The sequence below is a fragment of the Peribacillus sp. NPDC076916 genome, from assembly GCF_050269675.1.
GTDB lineage: Bacteria > Bacillota > Bacilli > Bacillales > DSM-1321 > Peribacillus > Peribacillus aracenensis.
Genome location: NZ_JBNNIU010000003.1, coordinates 37,008 through 50,454 on the forward strand (window position 1 = coordinate 37,008; position 13,447 = coordinate 50,454).

The window sequence follows — 13,447 nt, forward strand, 5'->3', positions numbered from 1 at the left end:
GATGAAAACCAAGCTTAAAGGAAGATATGTAATTGGGTATGATGGATGCGATCATGTCATTTTGGAAAACGCGGAAATCGTTTATGAAAAAGACACGATTCTGTATGTCGGAAAAAATTATCCAGGAGAAGTGGACGAGGTAATGGATGCCGGTAACGCCATTATCAGTCCCGGATTCATAGATTTAAATGCATTAGGGGACATTGACCATGATATTTTACATTTTGAAGCCGGTGCCGACAGACAGAAAAACCTTCTCTGGTCGGAGAAACATATAAAAAGCGGACATCCTGAATTAATGACCGGGGAAGAAGAAGCTTTTAAATCACTCTATGCTTATTCACAACTCATCCTTCATGGCGTGACGACGGCGATGCCCATTACTTCCGTTTTTTATAAAAACTGGGCTGAAACCTATGATGAATTGGCAGCTGCGGCAGAACATGCAGCTGGATTGGGATTAAGGATTTACCTTGGCCCGAGTTTCCAATCAGGAATGAGAGTCGTCCAGCCTGACGGGAATATTAAACTGCATTGGGATGGAAAAGCCGGGGAAGCGGGATTACGGAAAGCGGTCGAGTTTGTGGATAAATTCGATGGAGCTTATGAAGGCATGGTCAGAGGGATGCTTGCCCCAGAACGTATAGAGTCCCAAACGGCAGATCAATTAAAGCAGATTAAATATTACAGCGAAAAATTGGACGTACCCATAAAGCTGCATGCTGCACAAGGAAGTTTTGAATTCAACACCATCTGGAATGCCCATCAAGCTACACCAATCAGATATTTGTACGACCTTGGATTTCTCGGTCCAAGAACAGGGATCCCGCATGCCCACTTTGTTTCAGGATATAGTAAAGCGAAATATGGACAGGGTGATGACTTGGCGCTGCTTGCTGAAACGAATACAACGGTGATTCATTGCCCCCTGATCATCGGGAGGCATGGGGAGGCGCTGGAATCTTTCGCTGAATATAAACGGGCTGGGATCAATATAGCCCTTGGAACGGACACATTCCCTCCGGATATGTTCCAGAACGTCAGGGCAGGCAGCATGCTCTCACGGATGGTGGAAGGAGATACGGAAGGCTCTGTCTATGCCGACTTCTTTCGGTCAGCCACACTTGATGCGGCCGCTTTTCTTGGCAGGAACGATTTAGGACGCATCGCTGCGGGGGCCAAGGCGGATATCATCGCGATTGACTTGGACGGTTTTCATATGGGTGTGATCGATGATCCCATTCGAACCATGTTCGTAAGCGGGTCTGGGAGGGACGTTAAATTATCGATCATAAATGGAAAAGTAGTCATGAAGGATCAAATGGTCCCCAATCTGGATTTAACGGAAATCAGATATAAGGGACAACAATATTTTAAGAAGATGAGAAGAGGATATATGAAAAGGGATTATCAGGAGCTTGCCGAGAAAGAATTGTTTAAGCCATCATTCAAGGTCGTGGAATCGATAAGCGAGACGGAAGCAATTCTTGATAACAAGTAAAGAAAATGAAAAACATAGTAAAGATATTCGAAAAAAATAGTCAGAATATTTCCTATAATTAGATAAATGTTCAAAAAATGAAATTGGGAGGCAGAAGACCATGGGGTTAAAACGTGGGACAGGTAAGGTTTTTCTAGTCATGATCATGGCTATCATCATTACGGGCTGTTCTTCTAACAATGACGTAAACACAACGGCAAGTGATCCGAACCGGGCATCAAAAGAAGGGGGGACATTGGTCATTGCCCGCTTATCCGACGCTGAGAATTTGGATCAGCAGTTCATGTCCACGATTAACGCCGCTAGCGTCACTCACCATAAAGTTTATGAAGGTCTTGTACAACGGGATGAGAATAGTGAGATACAGCCAATGCTAGCAGAAAAATGGAAGCAAATAGATGACACGACCTGGGAATTCAAGCTTAGGGAAGATGTAAAGTTTCATGATGGCACGCCATTTAATGCAGACGCAGTAAAAAAGACGTTTGATCGACTATTAGATCCGTTGGTCGCTTCTCCGAGGGCAGTCGTGTTCGAAATGGTAAAAGAGGTGAAACCGGTTGATGAATTTACCGTTCAATTCATTTTAAAGGAACCATTTTCCCCTCTCCTTTCCATATTGGCGAATCACGAAGGCGGAATCATCAGTCCGAAAACGATTGAAAAGTATGGAAAAAAGATCATCCAGGAACCGAATGGAACCGGTCCTTTCGTTTTTGATTCATGGTCCCCAGGACAGGAAATCACATTGACGAAAAACGACAGCTATTGGGGAGACGAGCCAAAAGTGGACAAGGTCATCTTCAAGGTCGTCCCTGAAGACTCCACGAGGATATCGATGATTGAAACCGGTGAAGCGCAAATCGCAGAGCCTCTTCCTGTAGCTGTCATGGACCAGGTTGAATCTTCCCCGGCAATGGATGTTTACCGCAGTGAAGGGTATGGTACCGAATATTTAGGGTTCAATGTCAATAAAGAACCGTTCAATGATGTAAGGGTTCGTAAGGCCATCGCCCATGCCATTGAAATGGACTCGATTATCAAGGGCGTCTTTAATAATGTGGGGGTGAAGGCGAACTCCTTGATGGGATCTAAAGTATTCGGTTACAACGAAGACCTCGAAGCCTATGATTACAACCTGAAGGAAGCGAAGAAACTGATGGCCGAAGCCGGATATTCAGACGGCTTGGATGCAACCATCCTGACAATGGACAGTAAAGAAAGAGTTAATTTGGCCGAGGTCCTGCAATCCCAACTAAAAGGTATTGGGATTAATTTGAAAGTACAGGTGATGGAGTACGGTTCGTTCGTGGAACAAGTGAATAAAGGGCAATCGGAAATGTTCATCATCAGTTGGAGAAACGCGACCGGGGATGCCGATTATAATCAATATAATCTATTCCATACGGAATCACAGGGAGCGGCAGGAAATACATTCTTTTACAGCAATCAAAAGGTTGATCGTTTAATAGATGCCGCCAGGAAGGAAAAAGAAGAAGGGAAACGCAAAGAACTATACGCAGAGGCACAAGAAATCGAGATGGGTGACACCCCGTATATTCCTGTAAGGGTCATAGAGAATGTTGCTGCAGTCGCTAAAGAAGTAAAAGGATTTTCAATCAGCCCTTCAGGCTATCTGGAGATAAATGACGTAACGATAAAGTGATGGGGAGATAAGACGAAAGGGGTTCATCCATTTTAGGGTGAATCTCTTTCTTTGGTGCAATAAGTAAAAATAACATAAAAACGAGTAAAAATTCTGAAATGATTTGTTGATTTTTAGAACTATAATGAAAGTGATGCATATTCAATCTGGAGTGGAAGGGTGAGTTTAATGTCTCAATCGTATTGGCTGACGAATGTACGCTTGGAAAATGGGTTTACTTATAATGAAAATGAAACGATCACCGGCACTGAAACCGGAAATTACCACATCAAGATTGAAAATGGAAAAATATCCTCGATTCTATTGGCAAAGGAATCGATAACGGATCAGGACCCACAGCATGATGTTCGCGGTCTCCTGATGGTCCCCTCGTTTAAGGAAATGCATATCCACATTGATAAAACCTACTATGGCGGTCCGTGGAAGGCTTGCATGCCTGCCGTTAATGGCGTGAAAACCCGGATAGAAGAAGAGCAGGCCCTACTGCCGGAATTATTGCCTACCGCTAAAGTGAGAGCGGAAAAAATGCTGGATTTATTATTGGACTTCGGCTCTACCCATATACGCACACATTGCAACATTGACCCCGTCATTGGTCTGAAAAACTTGGAGGCCACCATTCAGGCACTGGAAGGATATAAGGATAAATTGACGTATGAAATTGTCGCATTCCCACAGCATGGACTATTACGCAGCAATTCCGTCGGTTTGATAAGGGAGGCCATGAAGAATGGCGCGAATCTGGTAGGCGGCGTCGATCCCGCCACCATTGATGAAAACATAGAGCGATCACTTGAAACAATCATGGATATCGCGGTCGAACACAATTCCGATATCGATGTCCATTTACATGATCCGGATCACCTTGGACTCTTCACCATGCAGCGCCTCGCTTCACTGACGGAAGAAGCAGGCTGGCAAGGAAGGGTCACGGTTAGCCACGCAAGCGGTTTGGCAGATCTTTCAGTCCCGGAGGCAGCGGGCATAGCCGAAAGGTTTTCGGAAACAGGAATATCGATTACATCCACAGTGCCGATCTTCAGAACGATTCCCATCCCCCTTCTTCATGAAAAAGGGGTGAAAGTCGAATTGGGTAATGACAGCCTTACTGATCATTGGACACCCTTTGGCATCGGGGACAATCTGGAAAAGGCCGGTCGCCTTGCGGAGAGGTTTCGCATGATTGAAGAACGTTCCTTAGCGCAAAGCCTGCAATTCATAACAGGAGGGAAAACCCCATTAAACCAGGACGGGATCAAGGCGTGGCCTAATGTCGGGGATGAGGCGAATATCGTGTTGCTTGAAGCCAGCTGTTCTGCGGAAGCGGTGGCTAGAAGGGCAAAGCGTGCCGCTGTCATCTTCAGAGGCAAGGTTGTTAGCGGTTCTATTTCATCTTTCGAGACGACAGGTGTTTAATCTTCTATTAAAGAGAGTGATTTGATGAATGAAGCATACTGGCTTACAAACGTTACACTTGATAGTGGATTTGTTTTTGAGAATGGACGGATTAATCGGACGAAGACAGCTGCATATAACATGTATATAAAAAATGGGGTCATAATGGAATTGCAATTGGCTTCAAGTATGCCTTTGAAAACGGATGATCCTGTTCACGACGCGGGAAAGCTGCTTGCACTTCCTTCTTTCAAGGAGATGCATAATCATCTTGACAAGACTTATTTAGGACTGCCATGGAAATCATGCATTCCGGTTCCGAATTTAATTGAACGCTTAAAGTTAGAAGCAAAAGAGCTTGCTGAACTGGCTGAAACCGGTCGGCTCCGGGCTGAACGGATGCTTCAACTATTGTTAAGCGGCGGGGCGACGCATGTAAGGACGCATGTTAACATCGATCCATACATCGGTATGAAGAACTTGGAAGAGATTCAAAGTGCATTATATCGTTTCAAAGGGAAAATGACATACGAGATCGTGGCTTTCCCTCAGCATGGACTGCTAAGAACGAATTCAAAAGGGTTGATGAGACAAGCGATGAAAGAAGGGGCGTCTTTGGTGGGCGGCCTGGATCCTGGCGGCGTGGATAATAATATAGAAGCTTCCCTATATGAAATGGTCGATTTGGCCGTTGAATTTGATGCGGACATTGATATTCATATTCATGATCCCGGTCATCTAGGTTTATATACGATCAAGAAACTCGCTTCTTTGATCGATGAAGCAGGGTGGAAAAATAGAGCGGCCATCAGTCATGCTTTTGCACTTGGTGATGTTTCAATAGGAGAATCAAATGAACTGGCCAGTGAATTATCAAAACTGGGGGTATCCATCATGTCTACAGTTCCGATCAACAGGGTCATTCCCCCGATTGATTCACTGCATGAAAAAGGTGTCCATGTTGCCCTCGGATGCGATGGCTTTTATGACTCCTGGTCCCCGTTTGGTACAGGGGATATGCTGGAAAAGGCAGGCCGATTGGCCGAGAGGTACAACTGGAAGGACGAGTATGCATTGTCCCAATCGCTCCAATTCATTACGGGAGGGATCAAGACACTGGACCCTGAAGGAAATCGTTTATGGCCGAATGTGGGAAATGACGCTAGTATGGTTTTTGTGGATGCATCTTGTGCTGCCGAGGCAGTTGCCAGGAGATCGGAGCGTGCTGCGGTTATGGTCAATGGAAATCTGGTTTACGGTGGACTCGATCGCGAATCTGCCTTGAAGTCGAATTGAAGGTCTATTTCAAGAAGGGATGAAGATCATGAATACAATCTATTGGTTAAAGAATGTTCGTTTGGAATGTGGTTTCAAGAAAGAGAATGAAAGAGTTACAGGAACGATGACCGGGCTATTTCATCTGTTGATGGAGGATGGAAGGATTGCGAAGATTGTCAAAGATGGGGAAGCCATACATGATGATTTAGCGGTGGAGGATGCAAAAGGGTTGCTGGCGTTACCATCCTTCATCGAAAAGCATGTTCATCTTGATAAGACACTGATGGGGGATGTTTGGAGAGCGTGCACTCCTTCTTCAAGTGTCATTGAACGCTTTGAAAATGAGAAGCGGGTTCTGCCTTCCATTGCAACAAGCACATGTAAACGTGCAGAATCTTTACTGGAAATCCTATTAGCTTCCGGCTCTGCACATATACGGACCCATGTTGATATTTATCCTGAAGTGGAATTGCAAAACTTAGAGCAAGTGCAGCAGGCGCTTGCTGCCTATTCTAATAGACTCAGTTCAGAAATAGTCGCATTTGCGCAGCACGGATTGTTGCGGTCCGGTTCAGTCCAACTTGTCAGGGAGGCATTGCGAAACGGGGCAGGAATCGTCGGGGCGGTCGATCCAGCAACAGTCGATAACAATATTGAAGCATCGCTGGTTCAATTGATGGATTTAGCAGTGGAAGCGAACGCTGATGTGGACTTGCATTTGCATGATCCAGGCCATCTGGGCACGTTCACCATGAAACGCTTGGCAGCTCTGACCAAGCAGGCGGGCTGGGAAGGCAGGGTAGCATTAAGCCATGCTTTCGGTATCGGGGACGTATCCAAGGAAGAAGCCTATGATTTGGCTGACATTCTTAGGGATGCGGGGATTTCCATTGTCACCAGTGTCCCTATTAACAGGCAGATGCCCCCTGTTGATTTATTACATGAAAGAGGGGTTGAAGTATCAGTAGGGAATGATAATATCTTTGATGTATGGTCCCCTCTTGGGAATGGTGACATCTTGGAGAGAGCAGGAAGGCTCGCAGAACGTTTCAAATGGATCGATGAAGTTTCACTTTCCCGGACACTCGGGTATATAACCGGCGGAAAGACCCCGTTGGACGAAAAGGGTAACCAGGTATGGCCGAAAGCGGGAGATGCCGCAAGTCTGGTGTTAATTGACGCAAGCTGTTCTGCAGAGGCAGTTGCCAGGCGTTCTGAACGTAAAGCAGTCATTTATAAAGGAAACGTAGTTTCCGGTTCACTGTCTAAACAAAGGCAGTCAATTGAACGGTAAGACTAATCGAAAAAGGATTTCCGGATACTTCCGGATTTCCTTTTTCGTTTTGGTTATGGAACGGCTTCCGCTTCCATGTACTTTTACTTACTTATGTTATATGCTGTGGAAGTGATTTTTTTCTATATTGGTTAAGGACTCCGTTCCGTGTCATTGTCGTTATTACACAAATATATTTTAAGCAGACTCGTTTATCCCTGTCCATTTGCCTTGCAGCCTTAGTCAAGCCAACAAATTAGCTGGGAGCCGCAGTCTTTGTTACTATTAATGGTAACGTTATCATATCGCATGCCCCGTCCGGGGACCGCGTTTATTAGCATGGTGCTGTCTTATGCCTTTTTCAATGGAAGGGCAATTGAAATTCACCATGAGCTTCAAAAGTATCATGTTCAAAGGAGATGGAATCTATGAAAAGTTGGAGTTCTTCTGTGACTCTATTTTCTTCTTTTCAATGGTTGTTTTTTATTTTTGCAAATACGGTAGTAGTGCCCATATCGATTGGCGCAGCTTTTGATCTTCCTCCCGATGTTACGGAAATGACCATGAGAAGCTCGCTCATTTTCACCGGGATCGCTTGCGTGTTTCAGGGGTGGAAGGGGCATAAGTATCCACTTATGGAAGGTCACTCCGGTCTATTGTGGGGAGTGATGCTGAATTTAGGGTTATCAGCACCATCCATAGGGCTCGGTTATGCCGAGATAGGAGGGGGAATTGCTACTGGCCTCATTGCAGCTGGTGTCGTGACCCTCATTATTGCTGCCTTCAACCTGATTTCTTTTGTCCAGAAGATTTTCACCCCCATGGTCATGACGGTTTATTTATTCCTTCTGACGTTCCAGCTCATCTTTGTCTTTTTCAAGGGGATGCTTGGGATTACGGAGAATGGGGAAATTAACATCCCGGTCAGTTTCCTATCAGTGGGGATTGTACTTTTAGTAAGTATATTAAAGATAAAAGGACCAAGGACCATAAGCAATTTCTCCATATTGATCGGGATTATGGTGGGATGGATTTTTTACGAGCTGCTATTTCCGGAGGCGGGGGGAGAAATGGGATCGACGGGTGCCGCTTTTTCATTTTTCCCATTAGGTGCTCCAAACCTGGAATTCGGGATCATAGCGATTTCCTTTTTTGCAGGATTACTGAATTTGTGTAACACATTCGCTTCCATTCAAGCCGCATCGGAATTAATCGGTGATGAAGCTGAACACAAGCAGTATCGAAATTCTTTATTCATGACTGGCGGTTTTACCATTTTCGCTCCGTTGCTTGGACTTGTTCCGTATACACCTTTTACTTCATCCATCGGATTTTTGCAGAGCACTCAAATCTATGAACGGAGGCCCTTCTTGCTTGGAGGCATGTTATTGACCATAATTGGGCTCATTCCTCCTTTCATCGCTTTCCTGGCCACCATGCCGATAACAGTCGGGAATGCAGTATTGTTCGTTGCTTACCTTCAGCTGTTCGGTACGGCTTTCAATAGCGTCAAGGGCCAGCATTTCACTTCAGACACGATATTCAGGCTTGCCGTACCAGTATTGATTGGAGTGAGCTTGATGAACATCCTGCCAAATGCATTTTCGAACGTTCCCACGCTTTTACAGCCATTTTTGACGAATGGGCTCATAATGGGCGTATTGATATCAATCGTGCTGGAAAAATCGGTGAACTGGAATCGTTATGAACAGCTGCAGAACTAAGATGACTTCGAAAGTAATGGCTATACATAAAAGTTTGAAATAAGGAAAACAAGAAAACCGGAAGGGTGTTAACCTTCTGGTTTTCTTGTTTTTTCAGTGATCGTCCAGGTATTCATCGTAAACGGTCATTGCTGAAATTAGGCGCTATAATCAGTGGCAATACCCACTCCCCTGACATATTTTGTTGGAGGAAGTATTTGACGTGGTATCAATTCCCTGACCATTTCGTTCAGATTTCCTGTTCTAAGCACTACCTTATAAATAATAAACGGAGGTTATATAATATGTATGAATTTCAAAATCAATTGCAAAACCTGTATGTCGATGATTTCCAGGTGACTCAGCCAGTTCCTTGGGATCAAAGCCAGTACCAGCCAGGATATTCTGCTGACGATTCCCGACTCATTGGTTTCGGTTTTGGTTGTTTTGGTTGCCTTGGTTGCTTTATTGGGGGCTGTGGGTTCGGTCGTTGCGGCGGTTGTGGGTTCCGTTGCGGAGGTTGCGGACGCTGCGGAGGTTGCGGCGGACGTTGCGGACGTTGCGGCGGTTAAGTATCCAGATTTTCTAAAGGAAGTCCCTGCATGTACAGGGACTTTTCTTTATTGCATTAGACATAAGGGACAAATTGTTGTACATAGGATTAAAGTGAAGTGCTGTGCTAATAGCGGTACTTAAAATGCATCGGGTTAGGAGGAGCGGAATGATGAATTTGACCCCTTCTATGCGTTTGAAAGTGAAGAGAGATACGTTTTTTCTTCCGGAACCGAATAGAGGTGTGTATTTCAGGAATAACATAAGTTCGTTCCGTATGGAGGGCGGCTCGATCGTCCAGTGGATTGAAAAGCTATTACCGATGTTCAACGGAAACCATACATTGAGCGAGTTGACGGATGGATTGCCTGGCCCATACCGGAACAGGGTGATGGAAATTGCCGAGGTTTTGTACGGCAATGGGTTTGTACGGGATGTAAGTCAGGACAGTCCCCATCAATTGAGGAATCAAGTACTTGAAAGGTATGCTTCACAAATCGAGTTCCTGGAAAGCTGCGGCGATTCCGGGGCTTACCGTTTTGAAACTTATCGAAAGAAAAAGGCGTTGGCCATAGGCTCTGGTCCATTGTTCCTTTCATTGGTGTCCTCGCTGTTGGAATCCGGATTGCCCGCATTCCAAATCTTCATTACGGACACGATACCGACCAATAGAAAAAGATTGAATGAAATCGTGGCGCATGCGCGTAAGACGGACGACGAGGTTTCCATAGGGGAGGTCGTGCTTGAAAAGGGAGAAGAGATTGAATGGCAGGAAATCGTGCAGCCTTTTGACACAATTTTATATGTGTCACAAGAGGGTGATATAGAGGAGTTAAGAGAACTTCATTCGGTTTGCAGGCAAGGGAAAAAGATCCTGTTTCCTGCATTGATCATCAATCAAGTAGGCATGGCTGGTCCGCTTGTCCATCCGGATTCCAAGGGGTGTTGGGAGTCAGCCTGGCATCGTTTACATCAAGCTGAGCTGGAAAAGAACCAGGCACCATCTTCCTTTTCCGCGACAGCCGGAGCGATGTTGGCCAATATAATGGTATTCGAATGGTTTAAAGAGGCTACAGGCGTTACGACTGCAGAACAAGCCAATCATTTTTATCTGTTGGATATGGATACAATGGAGGGAAAATGGCATCCATTCATTCCCCACCCGGGAGTGACGGGAAAGGGGACTGCTGCATGGATTGAAGATTTTGATCAGCGGCTCGAACAGAAATCGGAACCGAGTAAGCCGGGTAAGGTGTTTATGTATTTCAGCCGATTGACATCCTCGGAATCCGGGATCTTTCATCGTTGGGATGAGGGAGATTTAAAACAGCTGCCGTTGGCCCAATGCCGAGTTCAGGTTGTTGATCCGCTGTCGTCCGGTCCGGCCGAACTGCTGCCCGAAATCATCCGTTCAGATCTGACGCATGAGGAAGCGAGAAGGGAATGCGGTTTTTCAGGAGTTGAAGCATATGTATCCCGAACACTCAGCCAGCTCATTCCCACTCTTACACCGCTTCAGGGGGCAGAAGATATAAAGGAGTCGGTCGTCGGTATCGGAGCAGGGGAAACATTTGCTGAATGTGTATGCCGTGGGCTGCAAAGCTATTTGGATAAAGAGCTTGACAATAAGCGTTTCAACCAGGAGAAACTCGTGTCGGTGCAGTTGGCTCAAGTGGAAGAAGAACGCTGCAGGTATTATCTACAAGCGCTGACCCGTCTGCAAGGAGAACCGATCATCGCGTTGGGTGAGGAAGTGTCCGGTTTCCCGGTAGTTTGGGCAGGAACGAGCGACGGCTGGTCCGGAGCTGTCGGTTTGAATGTAACGATCGCATTACGGAACGCGTTGCAAAAGGCCGTCATGAAAGTCCAAAACCAGACCGTTTGCCTCACAGCTCCAGATTTAGTGGCATCGCCTGTTCTTAAGGAAGAAAAGCCCTTGAATCTTGTGATTCCTTCGTGCGGGGTGACGGGGAATTCCGAGATATTAAAGTCCGCCATTCAAGTCTTGAAGAAGAATAAGAAGCGAATCTTCGTATTCGAATTAGAGTTGGAAACTTTCTTGAAGGAAGAAATGGCAGGAGTGTTTGGGGTGCTTTTGCGAGAGGAGGAATCAGGGTGAAAACTGACGTATTGGTTGTCGGGGAAGGAGTGCTGGCCGACTATGTTCATGGGGACCTGTCCGGCCAATATCAGGTGAATCGCCAAACCGATTTCGAGGCAGGAATACCGCAAAAGACGGCTATGGTCCTTCTGCTGCAAGATGCCTGGAATCCAGCTGTCCATTTCAAGGCGGAAGAGGTGATAAGGCAAGCGGGCGTTCCATGGCTGCGGGGGTTCGTTTCATTTGGAGAGGGAGTGATAGGTCCGTTGGTGCGCCCGGATGTTCCTGGCTGCTCACAATGTGGGGACCAAAGGCATCTCATGGCTGGGCGTGATCGAAAAGAAATGTGGGAAATCCGCAAACAGCTGGAGGAAAATGGGGGGATGGATCGTGATGCGGCTGCATCACGCACAGGCCTTTTACAGATGGCCCACTTGATTTGTGCAGAGGTAAGGAAGGCGATGAAAGGAGAACGCGCCTGTTCGGAAGGGCGTGTATCAATCATCAACTTGAAAACGCTGAATGGCTCGTGGCACTCCTTTTTACCAGATCCATTGTGTCTGGTTTGCTCAACATTACCTGATGACTCGAAGGAGAGTGCCAGGATTACGTTACAGCCAAGTCCGAAAATCAGTCCCGACAGTTACCGTACCCGTTCAATGGAAGACCTGAATGAAGTTCTGGCCAAGGATTACTTGGACCATCGCACAGGTTTCTTGAATAATAAAATGATCGACCTTGTGCCGCCATTTGCCGATGTAAGTGTTAATTTGCCTTTATTCATAGGAGATGAGGGGGCGGCAGGCCGTACTCTCTCATATGCGGCCAGTGAGATGACGGCCATATTGGAGGGATTGGAAAGATATTGCGGTATGGAGCCCCGCGGTAAACGGACAGTCATACATGACAGTTACAACAACCTTAAGGATTTTGCGCTCGATCCGATCAGGATAGGGGTACACTCGAAGGAAAATTATGCACAGCGGGATTTCCCGTTTCAACCGTTTAATCCTGACCGCTCGATAGATTGGGTATGGGGCCACTCATTTTTGCAAGAGCGGCCGATCTTGGTCCCGGAATTGCTTTCCTACTACAGCTTGGGCTGCGGTCATGGGTTTGTCTATGAAACTTCTAATGGCTGTGCTTTAGGGGGAAGCTTGGAGGAGGCCATTTTCTACGGCATCATGGAAGTGGTCGAACGTGATTCGTTTCTTCTGACCTGGTATGCGCAGCTGCCGCTCACACGTCTTGACCCTTATTCTGCAAATGATAAAGAACTGGAGTTGATGATTGACAGGGCGAGGGCGGCAGCGGGGTATGATATCCATTTGTTTAATTCGACCATGGAACATGGTATCCCGAGCGTATGGGCGTTGGCTAAAAACAGGAAACAAAAAGGATTGAATATCATATGTGCGGCAGGGGCCCATCTGGACCCGATCCGGGCCGTGAAAAGCGCGGTCTTCGAGTTGGCTGGCATGATGCTGACACTTGACGATAATTTGGAAGAGAATCTGGATGAGGTTGAGAAAATGCTGCATGATTCTTCACTGGTACGGAAAATGGATGATCATGGCATGCTGTACGGTTTACCGCAAGCCGAAGAGCGACTGCAGTTTTTGCTTGATGATGACCGCCCGATGCGAACATTCGCTGAAGAATACGGGGAAAAGGTGAACCATCCGGACTTGACTGAAGACTTGCAGGAAATCCTTCAGGAGTTTCGCCGATTGCAACTCGAGGTGATTGTGGTGGATCAGACGACACCGGAAATTGCACGAAATGGATTACATTGCGTGAAAGTGCTGATACCGGGGATGCTGCCGATGACATTCGGCCATCATCTTACCCGCATAACGGGGCTTGAGAGAATACTGAGGGTTCCGATGGAACTTGGGTATGCTGAACGGCGGCTTGAATTCGAACAGCTTAATCCGCATCCGCATCCTTTTCCATAAGCGGTGATTTAGGAGGTTGG

Annotated in this window: 9 protein-coding genes; all 9 read left to right on the top strand. The window is 46.3% G+C overall.

The window, feature by feature from the left end; genetic code table 11:
* Position 1: 1 nt before the first annotated feature.
* The 9 genes from ACQKFG_RS09675 (at position 2) to ACQKFG_RS09715 (ending at position 13,427) form a co-directional block, all read left to right on the top strand.
* Positions 2 to 1,501 (top strand): chlorohydrolase family protein, encoded by a 1,500-nt coding sequence (locus tag ACQKFG_RS09675; protein WP_427558325.1) that lies wholly within the window; start codon positions 2 to 4, stop codon positions 1,499 to 1,501.
* A 100-nt stretch (positions 1,502 to 1,601) separates the two neighbouring features.
* Positions 1,602 to 3,167: a glutathione ABC transporter substrate-binding protein gene (locus tag ACQKFG_RS09680; RefSeq protein WP_427558327.1), complete on the top strand. Its 1,566-nt coding sequence runs from the start codon at positions 1,602 to 1,604 to the stop codon at positions 3,165 to 3,167.
* A gap of 168 nt (positions 3,168 to 3,335) precedes the next feature.
* Positions 3,336 to 4,583, top strand: coding sequence for an amidohydrolase family protein (locus tag ACQKFG_RS09685; RefSeq protein ID WP_427558330.1), 1,248 nt, complete (start codon positions 3,336 to 3,338; stop codon positions 4,581 to 4,583).
* A gap of 24 nt (positions 4,584 to 4,607) precedes the next feature.
* Positions 4,608 to 5,858, top strand: coding sequence for an amidohydrolase family protein (locus ACQKFG_RS09690; RefSeq protein ID WP_427558333.1), 1,251 nt, complete (start codon positions 4,608 to 4,610; stop codon positions 5,856 to 5,858).
* A gap of 28 nt (positions 5,859 to 5,886) precedes the next feature.
* A complete protein-coding gene (locus tag ACQKFG_RS09695; protein ID WP_427558336.1) occupies positions 5,887 to 7,134 on the top strand; it encodes an amidohydrolase in 1,248 nt (415 codons plus the stop codon).
* Positions 7,135 to 7,541: 407 nt separating this feature from the next.
* Positions 7,542 to 8,837: a uracil/xanthine transporter gene (locus ACQKFG_RS09700; protein WP_349730565.1), complete on the top strand. Its 1,296-nt coding sequence runs from the start codon at positions 7,542 to 7,544 to the stop codon at positions 8,835 to 8,837.
* Between the two features lie 284 nt (positions 8,838 to 9,121).
* Positions 9,122 to 9,388 carry a heterocycloanthracin/sonorensin family bacteriocin gene (locus ACQKFG_RS09705; protein WP_192206502.1) on the top strand — a complete coding sequence of 89 codons (267 nt, stop codon included), beginning with the start codon at positions 9,122 to 9,124 and terminating at the stop codon, positions 9,386 to 9,388.
* A 149-nt stretch (positions 9,389 to 9,537) separates the two neighbouring features.
* A complete protein-coding gene (locus ACQKFG_RS09710; RefSeq protein WP_427558340.1) occupies positions 9,538 to 11,487 on the top strand; it encodes a putative thiazole-containing bacteriocin maturation protein in 1,950 nt (649 codons plus the stop codon).
* Positions 11,484 to 13,427 carry a TOMM precursor leader peptide-binding protein gene (locus ACQKFG_RS09715; protein WP_427558343.1) on the top strand — a complete coding sequence of 648 codons (1,944 nt, stop codon included), beginning with the start codon at positions 11,484 to 11,486 and terminating at the stop codon, positions 13,425 to 13,427. Before ACQKFG_RS09710 ends, ACQKFG_RS09715 begins: the two co-directional genes overlap by 4 nt.
* The last annotated feature ends 20 nt before the right edge of the window (positions 13,428 to 13,447 follow it).

Bases quoted from the DNA above. Each gene is read 5' to 3' on its own strand.
- ACQKFG_RS09700 (WP_349730565.1), top strand. From the start codon at position 7,542: ATGAAAAGTTGGAGTTCTTCTGTGACTCTATTTTCTTCTTTTCAATGG.
- ACQKFG_RS09675 (WP_427558325.1), top strand. From the start codon at position 2: ATGAAAACCAAGCTTAAAGGAAGATATGTAATTGGGTATGATGGATGC.
- ACQKFG_RS09690 (WP_427558333.1), top strand. From the start codon at position 4,608: ATGAATGAAGCATACTGGCTTACAAACGTTACACTTGATAGTGGATTT.
- ACQKFG_RS09705 (WP_192206502.1), top strand. From the start codon at position 9,122: ATGTATGAATTTCAAAATCAATTGCAAAACCTGTATGTCGATGATTTC.
- ACQKFG_RS09695 (WP_427558336.1), top strand. From the start codon at position 5,887: ATGAATACAATCTATTGGTTAAAGAATGTTCGTTTGGAATGTGGTTTC.
- ACQKFG_RS09685 (WP_427558330.1), top strand. From the start codon at position 3,336: ATGTCTCAATCGTATTGGCTGACGAATGTACGCTTGGAAAATGGGTTT.
- ACQKFG_RS09710 (WP_427558340.1), top strand. From the start codon at position 9,538: ATGATGAATTTGACCCCTTCTATGCGTTTGAAAGTGAAGAGAGATACG.
- ACQKFG_RS09680 (WP_427558327.1), top strand. From the start codon at position 1,602: ATGGGGTTAAAACGTGGGACAGGTAAGGTTTTTCTAGTCATGATCATG.